We start from the raw sequence: 19,435 nt of genomic DNA, 5'->3' as shown, positions 1-19,435 counted from the left end.
CGGTGGCGCACTGCACTGTCACGGTCGCCGAGCGCATCTGCCCGGTCCCCGTACCCTTGGTAGTCGTGAAATCCGTAGTCAGCGCGCTTCGTACCGTCGGCGCCACGGTCGTCGCCACGCTGAGGACGGCTCCCCGGGGCAGGCTCGCGGCCGTCCTGTCCGGGATTGTGATTCTCGTCGCAGTCGCATTGTTCGTACCGCTGCCGACCGCGGTGCAGCTGCGCGACTGGGCCACCTCGGTGGGTGCGTGGTTCCCGCTGGCGTTCTTCGCAGCACACGCCGTGGTGACGGTGTTCCCGTTCCCCCGCACCGCGTTCACCTTGGCCGCCGGTCTGCTGTTCGGTCCGGTGCTGGGCATCCCGATCGCGGTGGCCGCCAGCACGCTCAGCGCGGTCATCGCACTGCTGCTGGTCCGCACCGCGGGTTGGCAGGTCAGCCGGCTGGTCAGCCATCCCCGCGTCGAGGCCGTGGACAAGCGGCTGAGCGAGCGGGGCTGGCCCGTGGTGCTCGCCACCCGGATGATCCCGGCGGTGCCGTTCTCGGTGCTCAACTACGCCGCCGGCGCGTCATCGGTGCGGGTGCTCCCGTACACGCTGGCCACGCTGGTCGGCGTGCTGCCGGGCACGTCGGCCATCGTCGTGTTCGGCGACGCGCTGACCGGGCGGGTGAGCCCGGTGCTGCTGGTGGTGTCGCTGTGCACCGCGGCGCTTGGGGTGGCCGGACTGATCTACGAGCTCAGGAGCCATCGGCGCAGTCAGACGCCGGTCACGGTGTCCTGACCTCGGGGCCCTTCACCGTCATCGCGCCGAACAGCACGAGCAGCGACGACGACGCGACCAACCCCGGGCTCCAATCCTTCACCCTGACATGGGAACCCGCCGCGAGCAGGAAGTAGACCGTCAGCATGAAGGTGGTCAGCCGGGCCAGCGCGGGCCGGCGGTACACCGACAACAACCCGACGGCGCTGGCCGCCTTGACGACCGGGATCAGCGGGCGGAGTTCCTCGGCGAGCCCGACGTCGTCGAACGCCTTCTTGACCGGGGCGATCGGTCCGACGCAGGCCGCCGCGTCGGCGGCCTGCACGGCCGCGAGTACCGCGTAGGTCCGCGGCGAGGTCAGCCGGCTCATCGGTCGTCGGCCCCCGGGTTCGGCGCGCTGAGCTGGCCCGGAGCCTGCGGGGCCGACAGGTAGCCGGGGCCCTCCACCGGGGTGCGGGCCTCGGCCTCGGCCTTGGCGACCGCCTGCGCGATCGCCGGATCCGTCTCGGTGGAGAACCAGTCGGCGACCTCGTCGTCGTCGGACTTCGGCGGTGTGTCGTCGACCGGCGACGGCGTGTACCGGTACACGCCGTCCTCTCCGGGGGCTCCGAGCAGCTTGGTGAATCCCTGCAGCGCCGAACCGAAGTCACTCGGCACCAGCCACACCTTGTTGGCCTCACCCTTGGCCATCTCCGGCAGCGTCTGCAGGTACTGGTAGGCGAGCAGCTCCGGTGTCGGCCTGCCGGCCTTGATCGCGGCGAAGGTTTTCTCGATCGCCTTGGCCTGGCCCTGGGCCTGCAGGTAAGCGGCCGCGCGTTCACCCTGAGCCCGCAGCATCCGGGACTGCCGATCGGCCTCGGCGGCCAGGATCGCGGCCTGCTTGGCACCCTCGGCGGCCAGGATCTGCGCCTGCTTCTGACCTTCGGCCTGTTTGATCGCCGCTTCGCGGCTGCCTTCGGCGGTCAGGATCATCGCGCGCTTCTCCCGGTCGGCGCGCATCTGCTTTTCCATCGAGTCCTGGATCGACGGCGGCGGGTCGATCGCGCGCAACTCGACGCGGGCCACCCGCAGACCCCACCGGTTGGTGGCCTCGTCGAGCACGCCGCGCAGCGCGGTGTTGATCTGGTCACGCGAGGTCAGGGTCTGCTCCAGCGTCATCCCGCCGACGAGGTTGCGCAGCGTGGTGGTGGTGAGCTGTTCGACACCGACGATGTAGTTGCTGATCTGGTAGACCGCGGCCTGCGGGTTGGTGACCTGGAAGTAGACGACGGTGTCGATCGCGACGGTCAGGTTGTCCTCGGTGATCACCGGCTGGGGCGGGAAGGACACCACCCGTTCACGCAGGTCGACGCGGGCGCGGATCTTGTCGATGAACGGGATCAGCAGGGTGAGCTGACCGCTGACCGTGCGGCTGTACCGGCCGAGGCGCTCGATGACCGCGGCCTCGGCCTGCGGGATCAGCGCAACCGATTTGGCCACCACCACCGCGGCGAACAGCACCAGCACGCCGAGCAGGACCAACCCTGCGATAGCACCGTCCACCTGGAGCTCCTTCCCTAGATCTTGGAGACGACCGCCGTGGCGCCGTCGATGTGCACGACGGTCACATGATCGCCAGGTTCGTACACGTCGTTCTCGTTGTAGGGCCTGGCCGTCCACACCTCGCCGTCGAGCTTGACCTGGCCTTCATGGCGGGCGACCCGGTCCAGGACCACCGCGCTCTTGCCCTCCAGCGCCCTGACCGGTTCCGGCAGGCCCTTGCCGGACAGCATCCGGCGGCGCAGCGCGGGACGCACCCCGACCAGCAGCAGCACCGACACGACCAGAAACACGATGCCGTCCGCCCAGACCGGCCAGTCGAGAACGAAGCTGGATCCGGCGGCGGCAAGGGCACCGCCGCTGAGCATGAGCAGGAACATGTCGCCGGTCAGCGCCTCGGCGCCGGCCAGCGCCAGTGCTGCGATCAGCCAGATCAGCGAGACAGGCATGACGCCAGCCTATCGCGCAACCGACCCGATGAGCGGCTAACAACTACACTGCAGCCATCATGTGGTGCCCCAGTGTTTCGCTATCGGTATGGGCCAACGCCTGGCTGGCAGGCGCGGCCGCGCCGGACGACGTCCTCGACGCGTTATCCCAATGGACGACAAGGCATTCGGTGACGGCCTACGATTCGGTCGCGGCCGAGCGCACCGGGTTGTCCTGGCCGGATCTCGACGACGCGGCGTCGATGTCGCTGCTGCAGACGGTCCGCACCGCGGCCGGGCGGGGCGCCACGCAACCGGCGATCGCGTTGACACTGCCGGTGCCCGGAGACGTCCGCGGGCTGCCGCCGGGAACGCAGTTCGGGCGTGACGCGGTCACCGCAGGTGAGGCGGTGACCGTCAACGGAGTGGACGGCGCGATCGGGCTGGTCCCGGACTTCGAATACGAGGACAGCTTCCCGGATCCGGCCGATCCCGACGCCGATTTCGAGTTCGAGGCCGAGCTGACCGGGCTGTCCTGGACGGTGTATTCCTTCTCGTCGGCACCGCCGGCAGGCCACTTCGACCTCGGCGAGTCCGAATACCAGCTGCGCGACGCCGTGCGCTCGGCCGCCGACACCCTCGGGGGACTGCGGGCCGGCGCCGCCGGCGGCGAGGTCGCCGATCCGCGCCGGCTCGTCGAGCAGGTGCTCGACACGGCCCGCCTGCACCGCATCCCCGATCACGCGCCGACGCGGGCGGTGCGGGTGCTGGAGAACGCCGCGCACGTCGACGCCATCATCACCGTCAGCTCGGGCCTGATCCCGAGCGGGCTCCAGAGCTCCTCGGAGGTCCAGTTGGCCAGCGACGCGTTGCGGCCCCTGGCCGCCGTGGTGCGCTCGGCACGGCTGGCCGCCGTCGACACGATCCTGCACTCGGCCTGGCGGGGCTAGCCGGTCAGCTCTCGCAGTCCGGGGTGCACAGTGCACCGTTGACGCTGCTGCCGTACCCGGGCACCGCCGCGCCGCCCACCCGGCGCGGCGGAAGTCCCAGGCGCAGTTCGTCGATCAGGTCGACGACCAGTTCGGCGAAGCGCGGTTCGGCGTTGGGGGTCGAGGCCCGCGCGAACGCGATGCCCGCCGCCGCGGCCTGCTCGGCGAGTTCGTTGTCGAGGTCCCAGACCACCTCGATGTGGTCGGCGACGAAACCGACCGGGCACACGATCACCGCCTCGACACCCGCTGCCGCCAGCGCCTCCATGTGGTCGCCGACGTCGGGCTCCAGCCAGGGCACCTCGGGCGGCCCCGACCGTGACTGCCATACCTGGTCGTACGTGGCATACCCGGCGGCGGCCGCCACCAACGCTGCGGTGTGGGCCACCTGACGCTCGTAGAGGTCCGGCCCGCAACGTGAAGCCGCACGCAGCGGGATGGAGTGCGCGGTGAACACCAGGCGCGCCTTGTCCCGCAGTTCCCCGGGAAGGGTTTGCGCCGCGGCGTCGATGGCGTCGGCGAACATCTCGATCAGCAGGGGGTGGTCGAAGTACTGCCGCAGCTTGATCAGCTCCGGCGCGTCCGGACCGGCCGCGGCCCGCCCCCTGGCGATGTCCTCCTGGTACTGGGCGCAGCCGGAATAGCCGCCCCACGCCGACGTCGCAAACACCGCCGCACGGCGAATCTGGTTGTCGCGCATGGTGGCAACCGCATCCTCGACGTACGGTGCCCAATTGCGGTTGCCGAAGTAGACCGGTATCTGAAGGCCGCGCCGCGCCAACTCGGCCTCGATCGCAGCGATCAGGTCGCGGTTGATGCCGTTGATCGGTGACACCCCGCCGAAGTGAAGATAGTGTTCGGCAACCGATTCCAGCCGCTCCCTGGGGATGCCACGTCCCCGGGTGACGTTCTCCAGGAACGGCATCACCTGCTCGGGACCCTCGGGTCCCCCGAACGACAACAGCAGCAGGGCGTCAGGAGACACGGTCAGCTCGTCACAGCAACTGGGTGCTGGCGCCGCCGTCGGCGTAGATCACGGTGCCGGTCGTGGCCGGCAGCCAGTCCGAGAGCAACGCGCACACCGTCTTGGCGACCGGGGTGGGATCTTTCATGTTCCAGCCCAGCGGCGCCCGCTGGTCCCAGCCCTCCTCGAGGAGCTGCATCTGCGCGCCGGCTTCGTCGCCCAGTGCACCGCCGACGATGGCGCTCATCGCCAGCGTCCGGATCGGCCCGGCCGCAACGAGATTCGAGCGAACGCCGACCTTGCCCGCCTCTCGGGCGACGAACCTGTTGACCGATTCCAGTGCGCTCTTGGCGACCGTCATCCAGTTGTAGGCCGGCATTGCGCGGGTCGGGTCGAAGTCCATGCCGACGATGGCGCCGCCCGGGTTCATGATCGGCAGCAGCGCCTTGGCCAGCGATGCGTAGGAGTACGCCGAGATATGGATGCCCTTGGCGACGTCCTCGTACGGCGCGTCGAAGAACGGGTTGATGCCCATGCCGGTCTGCGGCATGAAACCGATCGAGTGCACCACGCCGTCGAGTTTGTTGCCCTCACCGATCACCTCGGTGACCCGGTCGGCGAGGGTGTCGAGGTGCTTGTCGTCCTGCACGTCGAGTTCGAGCAGCGGCGGTTTGGCCGGCAGCCGGTCGAGGATGCGCTCGATCAGGCGCAGCCGGTTGAAGCCGGTGCACACGATCTCGGCGCCCGCCTCCTGCGCGACCTTGGCGATGTAGAACGCGATCGACGAATCGGTGATGATCCCGGTGACCAGGATCCGCTTGCCTTCGAGAAAGCCTGTCATGTCAGTCCTTATCTGTCTCAGTGGCCCATGCCCATGCCGCCGTCGACCGGGATCACCGCGCCGGCGACGTAACTCGCGTCCTCCGACGCCAGGAAGCTGACCACGCCGGCGACCTCCTCGGCGGTGCCGACCCGCTTGGCCGGGATGAAGTCCAGCGCTCCCTGCTGGATGCGCTCGTCGAGCGCGCGGGTCATCTCGGTGTCGATGTACCCGGGCGCCACCACGTTGGCGGTGACGTTGGCCTTGGACAGCTCGCGTGAGATCGAGCGCGCCATGCCGATCAGGCCGGCTTTCGAGGCCGCGTAGTTCGCCTGGTTGCCGATGCCCCACATGCCGGAGACCGAACCGACGTAGATGATCCGGCCGAACCGCTTGCGCTGCATGCTCCGCGACGCCCGCTGGGTGACCCGGAACGCCCCGGTCAGGTTCGCGTCGATGACCTTCTGGAACCGCTCCTCGGTCATCCGCATCAGGAACGCGTCCGCCGAGATTCCGGCGTTGGACACCAGCACCTCGACCGGCCCCTGGTGCTCCTCGACCGCCGAGAACGCGCGGTCGACGGCCTCGTTGTCGGTGACGTCACACTGCACCCCGAAGAGTCCGTCGGGCGCACCGGAGCCGCGGTGGGTGACGGCGACCTTGTGGCCGTCGGCGGCCAGGCGCTGAGCGATGGCCAGACCGATTCCGCGGTTACCGCCGGTGACCAGGACCGAGCGGGACACGAATGCGGGACGGCCGCCCATGGTTTCCTGGGCATCGGTGGCTGCGCTGTCACTCATGACCATCAACCTATCGTCTCAGCTGCACCGAACCGTGATCCGCCCCGCCGCCCGGCGCAACCATGACGAGCCGCTCACCGGACCGGATCGGCTCAGGTCCTCTAGAGTTCCACTTCGAATTCCGATCGGGGCGGTGGACATGGCATCAAGGCATCCCCAAGCGAGTGCAGGCGGTAATACGGCTTCCGGCATGCGCACGTCGGGTGACGAACGCGCCACTGTGCAGGCCATCCGGAACACCGCTGCCGAACTGTTCACCACCAAGGGATACACGGCGACGACCACCCGCGAGATCGCGCTCCGGGTCGGCATCAAACAGGCCTCGCTGTATTACTATTTCCCGACCAAGCAGGCAATCCTGGAATCGCTGATGCTCGACACTGTCGCCGCACCGCTGACCGCGATCGCCCACCTGGAGAGCGCCGATTGCAGTCCGGCGGTGCGGTTGCACGCCGCGGCCAGCTGCGACATGTCCCAGCTACTGGTGGAGCGGTGGAACCTCGGGGCGCTGTACATGCTGCCCGAGATCCGCAACCTGCCGGATTTCGCGTCTTTTTTCGCGCTCAATGCCCGGCTGCGGCAGAAGTACCGGCAGATGTGCGCCGCGGCACGCGCGGCGGCCGGGCTGTCGCTGGATCCGACACGGCTGAGCCTCCCCTACCGGCTGGTCGAGACGGTCATCCGGATGCGGGCCGACTCCGAGGACGTCGACATCGTGCTCATCGCAGACGCCGTGCTGCGCACTCTCGAGCTGGACGATCTCAGCGACGCCGAGCGCCTGTTGAGCGCCGACCTGGCCCGAGCGGCGCTTGCCGCGGCGACCACCGCGACCCCCCACAGGCCGTGACTGAGGTGTGAACCTTTTGCGCCGGCCGGCTCCTCGGGCGCCGCACCACCACCTCGGTTAGTTTTTTTGCACCGGAGAAACTCGCGGTAACGGTCCAGAAACGTATGCCTGGTTGTCTACCTGTCAATCGACAGACAGGTGGATCGATATGAGAAGCGGTGCTGGTAGCCCTGCCGGACACAATCGCGTACGCGTCTTCGGAGTACTGGCGGCCGCGCTGGTGGCGGTCGCCGCCCTGGTCACCGGGTGCGGCGGCTCGGCGTCGCAGCCGTCGGCCAGCCCCGACACCCTCGACCTGGGTTTTCGCGGTGACCTCGGCGGTCCGCCCGACCCCGACACCTACTACGACGCGCAGGCCTTGATGCTGATCAAGAATGTCTACGAGGGCCTGCTGCGATACCAGCCGGGCACCCCTGAGAAGAAGATCATCCCGTGGTTGGCGACCGCCTGGACCGTCTCGCCGGATAACCTGACCTACACCTTCACGCTCCGTGACGGCGTGAAGTTCCATGACGGCACCCCGTTCGATTCGTCCGCGGTCAAGGCCAATTTCGCCCGTCGCACGGCCGTCAACGGCGGCCCGGCCTACATGCTCGCCGACGTCGTCGCGGTCGAGACACCGGAACCGCTGACCGCGGTGGTGCGGCTCGGCAAGCCTAACGCCGACTTCCTGGACTACCTGGCCTGCGCCTACGCGCCTCAGATGATGAGCCCGAAGGGCTTGGCGGAGCACGCCGGCGATGACCACGCCCAGACCTATCTGCAGAACCACGATCTGGGGACCGGCCCGTACACGCTGGCCGAGGTGAAAACGAACGAGTTCTACTCGCTGAAGGCCTTCGACGAGTACTGGGGCGAGAAGCCGCATTTCACCACGGTCAACTTCCCTGTCGTCGCCGACGAATCCAGCCAGATCATTCAGACCAACCAGGGCCGCATCGGCGCGATCGTCCATTTCCCCAGCGCCGCAACGGTTCAACAGTTCGCCAACAACAGCAAGTTCAAGGTGCACAATTACCCGTCGCTGCAAAACCAGCAGGTCTACATGAATCCACACCGGGGATTCCTGACCTCGCCGGAAGCCCGGATGGATCTACTCAAGGCGATCGACGTCTCCGCGGCGATGGCCGATCTGGAAAAGGCCGGCATGTCGGAGCCCTCGGACACCATGAGCCCCAAGGGCCAGGTACCGGACGGCTACGCGCTGCAGAACATCAGCTACGACACCGAACCGTTGCGCGCCCGGGTCGCCGCGATGCCGGCCGACCAGCGCACCCTGCAGATCGCCTATCAGAACGACGCCTCCGACGATCAGCTGGTGGCCGACCGGATCGCAGCGCAACTGTCGGAGCTGGGCCTGCAGGCGTCAGTCACGCCCATCACCTCCTCGCAGCGCTTCAGCTGGGTCGGTGATCCGGCCGCCGCCCGCAACGCCCCGGAGATCCTGCTCGCGCAATTCGGCCCGGACGCCCGAACCGCTTACGCCTGGACCCATCTCCAGTTCGACACCGACGGCGGTCTGCAGTTCTTCTCCTGCGAGGTGCCCGGTGTCGACGAACTCGACGCGGAGGCCGCGGCCACCGGATCGATGGACACCTTCAACCGGGTCGCCGAACTCGCCTGGCAGACCGGGTGCTGGCTCAACATCGGCAACCGGGCCACCACGATGATCGTGGACGCCTCGCTGACCGGCGTCGAGGAGGCCTACACCGTCGGTACGCCGTCCACCCTCGAGTTGGTCAAACTGGGCCGCGCCTGACATGACCGCCTCCACCACGTCAGCGGGATCCACGCTGCTCGGCACCGCAGGCACGGGGCCGGCCGACGCCGTCGTCGAGGTCGCAGACCTCGCGGTGACCCTGCACCGTGACCGCACCCGGCTGCCGGTGCTGCGTGGCGTCGATCTCACCGTGGCACGCAACGAGATCGTCGGCGTGGTGGGCGAGTCAGGATCAGGGAAAACCGTTCTCGGTCAAACGGTCCTGGGCATGCTGCCCAAGCGCTCACGGCCGAAGGTCGAGGGCGCCATCCGAGTCGCCGGTGTCGACATGGTCGGCGCCCGCGAGCGGACGCGCCGCAAGCACCGCTCCGCGACCATGGGGGCGGTTTTCCAGGACCCGATGGTCTCGCTGGATCCGACGATGCGGATCGGGAAGCAGGTCCTCGAGGCGACCGGTGGCGACCGCGCGGAGGCCCTGCGGCTCATGGCGGCCGCCCGCATCCCCGACCCCGAGCAGCGGATGAGCCAGTTCCCACACGAACTGTCCGGCGGGCTGCGGCAGCGGGTCATGATCGCGATGGCCATCGCCGGCAACCCGGACCTGGTCATCGCCGACGAACCCACGACCGCCCTCGATGTCAGCGTGCAGGCGCAGATACTCGACCTGATCCTGGATCTGCGCCGCGACACCGGGATGAGCTTCATCCTGATCACCCACGATCTGGCCGCGGCGGCCCGGGTGTGCGACCGCATAGCGGTGATGTACGCCGGCCAGATCGTCGAAACCGGGGACACCGCAACCATTCTGGCCAACCCACAACACCCGTACACGGCTGCGTTGTTCAACGCGCGCATCGATCTGCACTCCGATCGATCGCACCCGCTACCGACACTGGCCGGCGCTCCCCCACCGCCGGGCAGCGTCGGCACAGAATGTGCCTTCGCCCAGCGCTGTCCGGCGGTCACCCCGGAATGCCGGAGCATGACCCCGCCGGTGGTATCGCTTGCCGCCGGGCACCAGGTCCGCTGCCTGCATGCCGGTCACGCCGCCGGCACCTCACAGCCGGATACCGCCACCCGCACCGAATGGCCGGCCGCACAGCAAACCAACAGCCCAGCACTGCTTCTTCACGATCTCGTCAAGACCTTCCAGCACGGTTCGCGCCGCGCCAAGACTTCGGCGCAGGTGCTGCGCGGGGTCAGCCTGCAGCTGCACCAGGGTGACTCGTTGGCGATCGTGGGTGAGAGCGGCTGCGGGAAGTCCACCCTGCTCAAGGTGGCGGCCGGCCTACTGACCGCCGACTCCGGGACCGTCGATCTCCCCCGAAACGCCAGTGTGCAAATGGTTTTCCAGGATGCCGGCGCCTCTTTGACACCGTGGCTGACGATCGGTGAGCAGATCTCGGACTGTCTGCGGGCGGCCGGCACCGCGGCCGGGAACATCGCCGCGGAACTCGACGGCACGCTGCACCGCGTCGGCCTGCCCGCCGCTGCCGCCCGCTCGCTGCCGCGCCAACTCTCCGGCGGACAGAAGCAACGCGCGGCGATCGCCCGGGCCCTCGCCGCGCGCCCGACCGTGCTGCTGTGCGACGAACCGACCAGCGCTTTGGACGCCTCGGTGGCCGCGGTGGTACTCAACCTACTGGGCAGGTTGCGCCGCGAACTCGGCCTCGCCGTGGTGTTCGTGACGCACGATCTGGCCGCGGCCCGGCTGATCGCCGACCGGGTCGCGGTGATGTACCTGGGCCGGATCGTGGAGATCGGACCGAGCGACGAGATCACCGGGTCACCGCGGCACCCGTACACCCAGGGTCTGCTGGCGTCGCTGCCGGAGGCCTGCGGCGGCCACATCCGGCTGCAGGGCGATCCGGCCAGCCCCACCGGGGTGCCGTCTGGCTGCGCCTTCCATCCGCGCTGCCCGCTGGCCGCGGACGGCTGCGCGGTCGACGACCAAGCCCTGCGCCCGCTGACCGGGGACCACCTGTTGGCCTGCACGATCATCGCCGAAGGGAGCCGCTGATGGCGATCGCGATGACCGGTCGCACGGTCGGCCTGTGGCGCGGCCTACACCGGCACCGCGCCGGCGGCATCGCGCTGGGTGAGCTGGCCGGTGCCGCACTCTTCGCAGCGCTGGTGCTGGCCGCCGTGTGCGCCCCGATTCTGGCGCCGTACCCGCCGACCGCGACCGCGGGCGATCCGTTCCTGCCGCCCGGGGCGTCGTATCTTCTCGGCACCGACGGGGTCGGCTACGACATGGCCAGCCGGATCCTCTACGGCCTGCGCACCAGCCTGTTCGGGGCGTTCGCCGTCGTCATCCTCAGCGCGCTTGCCGGGGGACTGGTCGGCACCATCGCCGCCCTCGGGCCGCGCTGGCTGGACACACTGCTGATGCGGATGACCGATATCTGCATGGCGTTGCCGGCTGCCCTGCTCGCGGTCACCGTGGTGGTCGCCATCGGACCCGGATATCTGCACACCCTGCTGGCGGTGCTGGCAGTCTGGTGGCCGCTGTACGCGCGCATCGTGCGCAGCCAACTGCTGGCACTGCAGGGCCGCCCGCACCACGACGCGGTGCTGTTGGCCCGGGTGCCGATGGTCCGCCGCACGCGCCGACATCTGGTGCCCGGAACCTATTCGACTGTGATCGCCACGATGAGCCAGGATATCGGCGCCGTCGTCATCACCCTGTCCGATGCTGGCCTTTCTGGGTCTCGGCTCACCGGCTCCAGCACCGGAACTCGGCGCGATGACCGCACGCAGCCTGCCCTACCTGTTCAGCCAGTGGTGGCTTCCGGTGGCGCCTGCGGTCGCCATCTTCGTGCTGGCGTTCGCCGCCAACCTGGCCGGTGACGCGCTCGCGGCCCGGATGCGGAGTCGCGGATGACCCGTTATGTCGCACGCACCGCGGGGTTCGGTGTCGCCGTACTGCTGGCTCTTATCGCCATCGTCTTTGCGCTCCAACATGTCAGCGGGCTCAACCCGGCCCGCGCCCTGCTGGGCGCCAATGCCTCCTCCGAGGCGGTCGCCGCCAAAGAACACGAGCTGGGGTACGACCGGCCGATCACCGTGCAGTTCCTCAACTACGTGGGTGACGCCCTGCAAGGCGATCTCGGCATCTCGGTGACCACACGCGGCCCGGTGACCGCGGACATCGCCCGGTATCTGCCTGCCACCCTGGAACTCGCGATCGCCGCGGTGGCGCTGGCCCTCGTGCTCGGGCTCGTGCTGGGCGCCGCCGCGGTGCTCGGCGGTGCCCGGTTCGGCTGGATCCGCTACCTGCTGATCTCGGGCTCCTCGGCGCCCCCGTTCCTGCTGGCCATCGGCCTCATCCTGGTGTTCGGGGTATGGACCGGAATGCTGCCGACGAGCGGCCGGGTCACCGACGCAAACCTGGCTACCGGACCGACCGGACTGCTGTTGGTGGACACCGTGCTGGGTCTGGACGCGGCCGGGTTCCTGGACGCGCTGCGGCATCTGGTGTTGCCCGCGGTGTGTGTGGCACTGGCGCCGGCCGTGGCGATCGGTCGAGTGCTGCGCAATTCGCCTGAGGACACCTTCAATTCCGAATACGCCCAGACCGCCCGCGCCATCGGCCTGTCGGATCTGCAGATTCTGCGCCGGCACGCACTGCGCAACTCACTCAACGACGTACTCGCGGTGGCGGCATTCCAGATCGGCGCGATGTTCGCCGGAGTCGTCGTCGTCGAAACCGTGTTCTCCTGGCCGGGCTTGGGCCTGTATGCCAGCCAGTCGATACCCAATGCCGACTTCCCCGCCATCGCGGGCATCACCTTGGTGATCGGGACCGCCTACGTCGCCATCAATGCGATATCCGATGTGCTGCAGTCCGTCATCGACCCCCGCATCCGTTCCGCAATCCGCTAACCGAGTCAGGAGATAGAAGACGCCATGGCGACGATGACCTACGCCACCCGCGAATGTGAGACGTTGACCTTGTCGGCCAACGGCATCGACCCCATCATCTTCCGTCCGCTGGGCGGCACGTTCGGCGCCGTGGTGGAGGGCGTGGATCTGGCCAGCGAACTCAGCGAGGCGGTGCAGGCCACACTGGTGCAGGCGCTCAATGTGTATTCGCTGCTGTGCTTCCCCGATCAGCATCTCAAGCCGGCCGATCAGATGCGGGTGGTGTCCATCTTCGGTGAGATCGGCCCGCGCTACGCGGGCGTCGCTCCGGCCGACGGCGACTGGCCCGATGTGCGCAACCTGTCCAACATCGTCAACCAGGACGGCACTCGGGTGGGCGAGGCCAATATGCGCGGAATGGAATGGCACACCGACGGTTCCGGTTTCCGCCATCCCAACAAGGCCACTACGTTGTACGCGGTGGAGGTGCCCGAAACCGGCGGCGAAACGTATTTCGCGAACGGCTATCTGGCATACGAGATGCTCGATGCCCAGACCAAGGCCATGGTGGACGGCATGACGTGCACGTTCAGCTGGGTGACATTGCAGCGCTGGCTGGCCGAGGCCGACGGTGACAGCAGCCCACTGCCCCCGGAGCAGGCGGCGGAGTTCCCCGACATACGACGTCCGCTGGTGCGTACCCACCCGGTGACGGGCCGCAAGGCGCTGTGGTTCTCGATCGAAGAGGTCATCGATATCGACGGCATGGGCCGCGAGCGCACCCGGGAGTTCCTGCAAGGTCTGCTGGACCGGATCACGTCCACGCCGCACCTGATGTACCGGCACGACTGGCGGCTCGGCGATTTCGTCATCTGGGACAACCGCTGCCTGTTGCACAGCGTGTCGGAGTACAACTACGCCGGGGCAGCGCCGCCACATGCAGCAGACCAACATCGCCGACTACTCTGACCAGTTCTGACATGGAGTACCGCACCCTCGGGGCGACCGGCCTGCAGGTGTCGGCGGTGGCGTTCGGCACCGCACCGCTGGGCGGTGTGTTCGGCCCCGCCGACGAACCCACCGCGTTACGGACCGTCCAGGACGCCCTGGATGCCGGCATCAACCTGTTCGACTCGTCGCCGTTCTACGGTCATGGACTGGCCGAAGAACGGCTGGGCCGCGCCCTCAGTGGCAAGCGAGACGAGGTGATCGTCGCAACCAAGGCGGGCCGCTACGGGCTGGACGAGTTCGACTTCACACCGCGGCGCATCCGGGAAGGTGTCCATCGAAGCCTACAGTTGCTGCAGACCGACTACGTCGACATCCTGCAATTGCACGACATCGAATTCGTGTCCCTGGACGGCGTTTTCGGTGCGGCATACGGCGAACTGGTCCGGTTGCGTGACGAGGGCAAGTGCCGCTTCATCGGGATGACCGGCTACCCACTGGCCACCCTGCGCCGGGCGATCACCGAGACAGATCTCGACGTCGTGCTCAGCTATGCGCACTTCACACTGCTGAACACCGAGCTCACCGACGGCCTGCTACCGGTCGCCGACGAGCACAAGACGGCGGTGATGAACGCGGCCGCCGTCGCCAACGGACTGTTGACCGTCGGCGGGCTGCGGATCGACGTCCCGGTCAGCGATGCGATCGTGGCGGCCGCGCAACGGGCCGCCGCGATCTGCCGGCGGCACGGCGTGGACATCGGCCATCTGGCCAATCAGTTCGCCATCCAGCGCTCAGGCTGCGCCACCACGGTGATCGGCACGACGAAACCGCTGCATCTCGATTCCGCAGTGCGGGCGGCCACCGAGCCCATCGATGAAGAGCTGCTCGCCGAGGTGCTCGCCGCGACCGCGGCGGTACATCAGGAGTCGTGGCGCACCGGGCTTGCGGAGAACAACTGACCGGCCGGCGTCACGGCCGACCCCGCGCCCTGCAGGTCGCCGGTGCGGCGGTCCACAGCCGGCCGTCGGCACCATGCGGTGCTGATCAGTTGGGCAGTCTGCGGTTGATCAACAGCGCGCCCAGCGCGGCGAGTGCCAGGACGAGGGAACCCAACCGCAGCCAGCCCACGCTGGCGTCGCCTTTGATGGTCTCGTAGCCGATCTGCTCCTGCAGATTGGTGAAGACATCCTTGAGCTGCTCGAGGCTCGACGCGGTGAACGCGTCGCCGCCGGACAGGTCGGCGATCCTCTTGAGCATCTCGTCGTCGACGGGCACCGGCTGACGCTGTTCGTTGATCTCGACGTAGCCGTACTGGGTACCGAAGGACACCGTCGAGATCGGCACCCCCTGGTCCTTGGCGGTGCGCGCGGCGGTGTAGGCGCCTTTCGGGTTGTCCGGGTTCGACGGCACGGTTTCCTTGCCGTCCGACATCAGCACGATGCGCGCCGGCGGCGGTTCGTCGCCGCCGCCGATCACCGCGCCGACGGTGGCCACGGCCTGCAGCGCGGTGAAGATGCCCTCACCCGTGGCGGTGCGGTCGGCCAGCTGCAGCTTGTCGATCGCGGTCTTGGTGGCCTCGCGGTTGGTGGTCGGCGACACCAGCACCGTCGCGGTGCCCGCGTACGCGATCAGACCGAGGTTGATGCCGGGGGTCAACTGGTCGGCGAACTGTTTGGCCGCCTCCTGCGCGGCGACGAGCCGGTTGGGTTCGACGTCGGTGGCGCGCATCGACTGCGACACGTCGACGACGAGCATCACCACCGCGCGGTTGCGCGGGATGCGGACGTCGTGGGTCGGGCCCGCCATCGCGATCGTGAACGACACCAGCGACAGGATCAGCAGCACCGCGGGAAGGTGGCGCAGGCGGCTGGGCCGTTTCGGGGCCACGCTCTCCAGCAGCTCCATGTTCGCAAAGCGCAGCATCCGCCGCTGGCGGGACAGCTGCACGATGACGTAGAGCGCGACGAGTCCCAGCACGACAAAGAAGAACAGGAAGAACCACGGGTGTTCGAAACCCGACAGCGACATCGGTCCGAGCAACGGTAAATTCATGCGTCACTTGTCATTTCGTCGTTTTCAGCATTCGTCGGTCTCATCACCGCGCCGCGAGTGCCCCGCGGCGCCTGCTCGCGACGAACCGGACCACGTCGGCGATCCAGTCGCGATCGGTGCGCAGCGTCAGCAGCGGCGCGTCGCAACGGCGCAGGGTGCGCGCGACGTCGGCACGGTGCGCGGCGGCAGCCTGCGCGAAGTCGGTGCGCAACTGCTCGTCGACGGTGAACTCGCGGGTGCGGCCGGTCTCGGTGTCCTGCAGCACGACATCGCCGACGTCGGGGAGCTCGATGTCGCGCGGGTCGAGGATCTCGATGCCGAGCACCTCGTGTCGACCCGAGACGGCGCGCAGCGGACGCATCCAGTTGATCGGGCCGAGGAAGTCGCTGATGATCACCGCCATTCCGCGGCGCCGCTCCGGCCGGCGGAGCGCGTCGATCGCGGCGGCGAGATCGCCGCGTACCCCGACCGGCGCCCGCGGCGTGGTGGCGATCGCCCGCAGCAACTCCTGTTCGTGCATCCGGCCGGACAGCGCGGGCACCCGGCGCATGGTGTCGCCGTTGGAGATGATCGCGCCGATCCGGTTGCCGCCGCCGCTGTTGAGGAATGCGATCGACGCGGCCGCGGCCACCGCCAGATCGCGCTTCTCGCAGTTGGCGGTGCCGAAGTCCAGGCTGGCCGACACGTCGACCACCAACCAGGTCTCCAGTTCGCGGTCGGCGATCATCTGCCGCACATGCGGATGCGTGGTGCGCGCCGTGACCGACCAGTCCATCCGTCGCACGTCGTCACCGGGCTGGTAGACCCGCGACTCCCCCGGCTCGGATCCCGGTCCGGGCAGCAACCCGAGGTGGTCGCCGTGCAGCACGCCGTCCAGCTTGCGGCGCACCGTCAGCTCGAGTTTGCGCAGCGCGGCCGTCAGCGCCGGGTCCCGGATTTCTCCGCGCTGCATCGACGGCAGGTCGACGGAGCGGCTTGAGCGTGTCACCAGGTCAGCGACCGCTCGCCGCCGCGGCCGGGACTCCGGAAGGCACCGAAGGGCCCTGCTGCGGAATGGCGTTCACCTGGGGCAGCGCGACGGTCTGCATGATGCGGTTGACCACCGTCTCGGCGGAGATCTCGTCGGCCAGCGCGTCGTAGGTGAGCACGAGGCGGTGCCGAAGCACGTCGGGGATGATCTCGACGACGTCCTGCGGGATCACGTAATCGCGGCCGCGGATCAGCGCCAGCGCCCGCGACGCGGCGATGATGCCGAGCGAGGCACGCGGCGAGGCGCCGTAGGCGATCCACGCCTTGGCGTCGGGCATGCCGAACTTCTCCGGTTCGCGGGTGGCGGTGACGATGCGCACCACGTAGTCGACCAGCGCGTGGTGGACGAAGGTGTTGGCGGCCACGTCCTGCAGGCGCAGCAGGTCACCGGTGTTGAGGATCGGCTTGGGCTCGGGCGGCTTGACACCCATCCGGTAGATGATCTCGCGCTCTTCCTCCGGCGACGGGTAGTCGACGTTGAGTTTGAACAGGAACCGGTCGCGCTGGGCTTCCGGCAGCTGGTAGACGCCTTCCTGCTCGATCGGGTTCTGGGTGGCCATCACCAGGAACGGGCTGGGCAGCGGGAAGGTCTTGCCGCCGATCGAGATCTTGCGCTCGGCCATGACCTCCAGCAGCGCGGACTGCACCTTGGCCGGTGCGCGGTTGATCTCGTCGGCGAGCAGGAAGTTGACCACCACCGGGCCGAGTTCGATGTCGAACTCCTCCTTGCCCTGGCGGTAGATCCGGGTACCGATGATGTCGGTGGGCACCAGGTCGGGGGTGAACTGGATACGGGCGAACGTTCCGCCCACCACCTTGGCGAAGGTCTCGACCGCCAGCGTCTTGGCCACGCCGGGCACGCCTTCGAGCAGCACGTGCCCCTTGGCGAGAAGTCCGACCAGCATCCGCTCCACCAACTGGTCCTGGCCCACGATGATGCGCTTGACCTCGAAGATGGCCCGTTCGAGCGTGTGCACCTCGTTCTGCAGGCCACCGTTGGACTGCGCCGACGGCGACTGTGCGTGGGCGCCGGCGGAGTAGCCCTGGGTCGGGGCCGGTCCGGGATATGCTCCAGCGCCCTGCGACGGTCCACTCGGTGAGGTCATCAACATTCCTTCCACATGCGCCGTACATGCTGGTCTCGCGGCGCGGGCCCGTCGTGGCCGCGCGCTCGTCGTCAACTATTCCAGGCGCGTGGAGATCCGTCGACGTCGCCCGGATTGCTCAGCTTTACCTCAGGCCACACTCAGGATTCGATGATGCGGGCCACGAACGGCTGCAACCCCGACATCCGCACCGGGCTGACCGTCACCTTGCCGGCACTGCCGGAGGACTCCAGCATCTTGCCGCCGCCGAGGTAGATCGCGACGTGCTGGCTACCGCCCGGCCCCCAGAACAGCAGGTCGCCTCGCTTGGCCTGCTGGACCGGGACCTTGCGCCCGGTGTTGTACTGGTCGCCGGAGTACTTCGGGATCAGGACGCCCACCCCGGCGTAGGAGAACTGGGTGAACCCGGAACAGTCGTAGCCCACGGTGTTGGCGCCGGAATCGATGCCGCGGCTGGGACCGGTGGGCTTGCCGCCGCCCCACGAGTACGGGGTGCCGATCTGGCTGCCGCCGCGCCTGATGACGTACTCGATGGCCGCGGGCCCGCGCACGATCCCCGGCGCGACGCTGGTGGGCGCGTCCTTGGGCGCCAGCCCGATGGTCTGCAGGAACTTGCGGCCCAGGTCCATGGTCACCTGGGTGGCCTGGGCGGTGGCGGCCAGCGACGCGTTGGCGATGGCCAGTGGGTCCCCGGGCGCGCCGGCGCTGATCAGCTTGGGCAGGGTGGGATCCCACTGACCGCTGTCGGGCTGGGCCGATGCCGGTGCGACGGCTCCCGCCAGCAGGGCGGCAGCGGTGGCCACGGCGATGACGAAGCGACGCAGGGCGATCACCACTCGATCATTCGGGTCACGAACGGGGTCATACCGCTGGTGCGCACCGGCGAGATCTTGACGACCGACCCGGTGTACGGGGCCTCCAGCATCTGGCCGTCGCCGAGGTACATCGCGACGTGCTGGCTGCCGTTGGGTCCGTAGAAAATCATGTCGCCGCGGCGCATCTGCGACGAGGGCACCTTGCGGCCTGCGTTGTACTGCGAACCGGAGTAGTGGTCGAGTTTGATGCCGACCCCGGCGAACATGTAGAGCATCAGGCCCGAGCAGTCGAAGCCGACCGTGTTTGCGCCGCGGTCGATTCCGCGGCTGGGGCCGGACGCGTTGCCGCCGCCCCAGGAGTACGGCACCCCCATCTGCGACATGCCCCGCTTGATGACGTACTCGGTGGCCTGCCTGCCGTACAACGTCGGGATCGCGCCGTTGGTGATGCCTGTCGGTGTCGGCAGCAGACCGATGCTCTGCAGGAACTTGCGGCCCAGCTCCTGGGTCACCTTCAACGATGTGGTGATGATCTTCAGCACCGCGTTGATGATCTGGATCGGATCGCCGCTGACGAACGCGCTCGGGATCTGCGGCAGCGTCATGTCCCAGGCGGTCTCGCGGTTGCCGGTGGCCGGGCCGCCGTCGGCGTGGATGGAGACCACGGCGTTCGGGCTGAGTGCGTTGGCCATCGCGGCGCGCTCGTCGACGCACGGCCCGAGTCCGGTGTCGTCGCCGCGGGACATCGCGGTG

At 68.5% G+C, this 19,435-nt stretch carries 20 protein-coding genes; 9 read left to right on the top strand and 11 right to left on the bottom strand.

The window, feature by feature from the left end; all coding sequences use genetic code 11:
* Positions 1-65: 65 nt before the first annotated feature.
* Complete coding sequence (locus ASJ79_RS17480; protein WP_067957642.1) at positions 66-779, top strand: TVP38/TMEM64 family protein; 714 nt, start codon at positions 66-68, stop codon at positions 777-779.
* On the opposite strand, the gene ASJ79_RS17475 is transcribed toward ASJ79_RS17480, so the two are convergent.
* From ASJ79_RS17475 to ASJ79_RS17465, 3 genes are read right to left on the bottom strand one after another with little or no spacing between them, the layout of a single operon-like run.
* Complete coding sequence (locus tag ASJ79_RS17475; RefSeq protein ID WP_067957640.1) at positions 766-1,128, bottom strand: DoxX family protein; 363 nt, start codon at positions 1,126-1,128, stop codon at positions 766-768. The two genes, ASJ79_RS17480 and ASJ79_RS17475, sit on opposite strands and share 14 nt — an antisense overlap.
* A complete protein-coding gene (locus ASJ79_RS17470) occupies positions 1,125-2,300 on the bottom strand; it encodes an SPFH domain-containing protein (protein ID WP_067957637.1) in 1,176 nt (391 codons plus the stop codon). Before ASJ79_RS17470 ends, ASJ79_RS17475 begins: the two co-directional genes overlap by 4 nt.
* Positions 2,301-2,314: 14 nt before the next feature.
* Entirely contained in the window at positions 2,315-2,746 is a 432-nt protein-coding gene (locus ASJ79_RS17465) for an NfeD family protein (protein ID WP_067957634.1), read from the bottom strand.
* Between the two features lie 59 nt (positions 2,747-2,805).
* On the opposite strand from ASJ79_RS17465, the gene ASJ79_RS17460 reads away from it, so the two are divergent.
* Positions 2,806-3,675 (top strand): hypothetical protein, encoded by an 870-nt coding sequence (locus ASJ79_RS17460; RefSeq protein WP_067957631.1) that lies wholly within the window; start codon positions 2,806-2,808, stop codon positions 3,673-3,675.
* A gap of 4 nt (positions 3,676-3,679) precedes the next feature.
* On the opposite strand, the gene ASJ79_RS17455 is transcribed toward ASJ79_RS17460, so the two are convergent.
* The 3 genes from ASJ79_RS17455 to fabG1 are packed head-to-tail and all read right to left on the bottom strand — an operon-like array spanning position 3,680 to position 6,262.
* Positions 3,680-4,699: a ferrochelatase gene (locus ASJ79_RS17455; protein ID WP_067957629.1), complete on the bottom strand. Its 1,020-nt coding sequence runs from the start codon at positions 4,697-4,699 to the stop codon at positions 3,680-3,682.
* Between the two features lie 10 nt (positions 4,700-4,709).
* Positions 4,710-5,519: an NADH-dependent enoyl-ACP reductase InhA gene (inhA, locus tag ASJ79_RS17450; RefSeq protein ID WP_067957626.1), complete on the bottom strand. Its 810-nt coding sequence runs from the start codon at positions 5,517-5,519 to the stop codon at positions 4,710-4,712.
* A 17-nt stretch (positions 5,520-5,536) separates the two neighbouring features.
* Positions 5,537-6,262, bottom strand: a complete 726-nt coding sequence (gene fabG1, locus ASJ79_RS17445) for a 3-oxoacyl-ACP reductase FabG1 (protein WP_197420258.1) — start codon at positions 6,260-6,262, stop codon at positions 5,537-5,539.
* Positions 6,263-6,488: 226 nt separating this feature from the next.
* Between fabG1 and ASJ79_RS17440 the strand changes: the two genes are divergently transcribed.
* The 7 genes from ASJ79_RS17440 (at position 6,489) to ASJ79_RS17410 (ending at position 14,639) form a co-directional block, all read left to right on the top strand.
* Positions 6,489-7,145, top strand: a complete 657-nt coding sequence (locus tag ASJ79_RS17440; protein ID WP_067957624.1) for a TetR/AcrR family transcriptional regulator — start codon at positions 6,489-6,491, stop codon at positions 7,143-7,145.
* 148 nt (positions 7,146-7,293) lie between these two features.
* A complete protein-coding gene (locus tag ASJ79_RS17435) occupies positions 7,294-8,904 on the top strand; it encodes an ABC transporter substrate-binding protein (RefSeq protein WP_082753893.1) in 1,611 nt (536 codons plus the stop codon).
* A gap of 1 nt (position 8,905) precedes the next feature.
* Positions 8,906-10,885 carry an ABC transporter ATP-binding protein gene (locus tag ASJ79_RS17430; RefSeq protein WP_067957618.1) on the top strand — a complete coding sequence of 660 codons (1,980 nt, stop codon included), beginning with the start codon at positions 8,906-8,908 and terminating at the stop codon, positions 10,883-10,885.
* Positions 10,885-11,715, top strand: coding sequence for an ABC transporter permease (locus tag ASJ79_RS17425; protein WP_067957615.1), 831 nt, complete (start codon positions 10,885-10,887; stop codon positions 11,713-11,715). Before ASJ79_RS17430 ends, ASJ79_RS17425 begins: the two co-directional genes overlap by 1 nt.
* 30 nt (positions 11,716-11,745) lie before the next feature.
* On the top strand, positions 11,746-12,750 hold the full coding sequence (locus ASJ79_RS17420) for an ABC transporter permease (RefSeq protein WP_067957612.1): 1,005 nt from the start codon (positions 11,746-11,748) through the stop codon (positions 12,748-12,750).
* Positions 12,751-12,774: 24 nt separating this feature from the next.
* Positions 12,775-13,698, top strand: coding sequence for a TauD/TfdA family dioxygenase (locus tag ASJ79_RS17415; RefSeq protein ID WP_067957609.1), 924 nt, complete (start codon positions 12,775-12,777; stop codon positions 13,696-13,698).
* Positions 13,699-13,709: 11 nt separating this feature from the next.
* Positions 13,710-14,639, top strand: coding sequence for an aldo/keto reductase (locus tag ASJ79_RS17410; RefSeq protein ID WP_067957606.1), 930 nt, complete (start codon positions 13,710-13,712; stop codon positions 14,637-14,639).
* Positions 14,640-14,724: 85 nt separating this feature from the next.
* Here the strand turns inward: ASJ79_RS17410 and ASJ79_RS17405 are convergent, their stop codons facing one another.
* From ASJ79_RS17405 to ASJ79_RS17385, 5 genes are all read right to left on the bottom strand, one after another.
* Complete coding sequence (locus tag ASJ79_RS17405; protein ID WP_067957603.1) at positions 14,725-15,732, bottom strand: VWA domain-containing protein; 1,008 nt, start codon at positions 15,730-15,732, stop codon at positions 14,725-14,727.
* A gap of 43 nt (positions 15,733-15,775) precedes the next feature.
* On the bottom strand, positions 15,776-16,684 hold the full coding sequence (locus ASJ79_RS17400; RefSeq protein ID WP_067957600.1) for a DUF58 domain-containing protein: 909 nt from the start codon (positions 16,682-16,684) through the stop codon (positions 15,776-15,778).
* Between the two features lie 40 nt (positions 16,685-16,724).
* Positions 16,725-17,867, bottom strand: a complete 1,143-nt coding sequence (locus tag ASJ79_RS17395) for a MoxR family ATPase (RefSeq protein ID WP_067957678.1) — start codon at positions 17,865-17,867, stop codon at positions 16,725-16,727.
* A gap of 140 nt (positions 17,868-18,007) precedes the next feature.
* A complete protein-coding gene (gene ripB / locus ASJ79_RS17390) occupies positions 18,008-18,697 on the bottom strand; it encodes an NlpC/P60 family peptidoglycan endopeptidase RipB (RefSeq protein ID WP_067957675.1) in 690 nt (229 codons plus the stop codon).
* On the bottom strand, positions 18,697-19,435 hold a 739-nt coding region (locus tag ASJ79_RS17385; RefSeq protein ID WP_231750891.1), incomplete at its 5' end, for an NlpC/P60 family protein. The genes ripB and ASJ79_RS17385, both read right to left, overlap by 1 nt.

This window comes from Mycobacterium sp. NAZ190054 (assembly GCF_001545925.1).
Lineage (GTDB): Bacteria > Actinomycetota > Actinomycetes > Mycobacteriales > Mycobacteriaceae > Mycobacterium.
The sequence above is the reverse complement of the archived record's forward strand: the minus strand, read 5'-3'. Positions and strand labels throughout refer to the sequence as shown.

Bases quoted from the DNA above. Each gene is read 5' to 3' on its own strand.
- ASJ79_RS17475 (WP_067957640.1), bottom strand. From the start codon at position 1,128: ATGAGCCGGCTGACCTCGCCGCGGACCTACGCGGTACTCGCGGCCGTG.
- ASJ79_RS17465 (WP_067957634.1), bottom strand. From the start codon at position 2,746: ATGCCTGTCTCGCTGATCTGGCTGATCGCAGCACTGGCGCTGGCCGGC.
- ASJ79_RS17460 (WP_067957631.1), top strand. From the start codon at position 2,806: ATGTGGTGCCCCAGTGTTTCGCTATCGGTATGGGCCAACGCCTGGCTG.
- inhA (WP_067957626.1), bottom strand. From the start codon at position 5,519: ATGACAGGCTTTCTCGAAGGCAAGCGGATCCTGGTCACCGGGATCATC.
- fabG1 (WP_197420258.1), bottom strand. From the start codon at position 6,262: ATGGGCGGCCGTCCCGCATTCGTGTCCCGCTCGGTCCTGGTCACCGGC.
- ASJ79_RS17440 (WP_067957624.1), top strand. From the start codon at position 6,489: ATGCGCACGTCGGGTGACGAACGCGCCACTGTGCAGGCCATCCGGAAC.
- ASJ79_RS17435 (WP_082753893.1), top strand. From the start codon at position 7,294: ATGAGAAGCGGTGCTGGTAGCCCTGCCGGACACAATCGCGTACGCGTC.
- ASJ79_RS17430 (WP_067957618.1), top strand. From the start codon at position 8,906: ATGACCGCCTCCACCACGTCAGCGGGATCCACGCTGCTCGGCACCGCA.
- ASJ79_RS17425 (WP_067957615.1), top strand. From the start codon at position 10,885: ATGGCGATCGCGATGACCGGTCGCACGGTCGGCCTGTGGCGCGGCCTA.
- ASJ79_RS17420 (WP_067957612.1), top strand. From the start codon at position 11,746: ATGACCCGTTATGTCGCACGCACCGCGGGGTTCGGTGTCGCCGTACTG.
- ASJ79_RS17415 (WP_067957609.1), top strand. From the start codon at position 12,775: ATGGCGACGATGACCTACGCCACCCGCGAATGTGAGACGTTGACCTTG.
- ASJ79_RS17410 (WP_067957606.1), top strand. From the start codon at position 13,710: ATGGAGTACCGCACCCTCGGGGCGACCGGCCTGCAGGTGTCGGCGGTG.
- ASJ79_RS17405 (WP_067957603.1), bottom strand. From the start codon at position 15,732: ATGAATTTACCGTTGCTCGGACCGATGTCGCTGTCGGGTTTCGAACAC.
- ASJ79_RS17400 (WP_067957600.1), bottom strand. From the start codon at position 16,684: ATGCAGCGCGGAGAAATCCGGGACCCGGCGCTGACGGCCGCGCTGCGC.
- ASJ79_RS17395 (WP_067957678.1), bottom strand. From the start codon at position 17,867: ATGACCTCACCGAGTGGACCGTCGCAGGGCGCTGGAGCATATCCCGGA.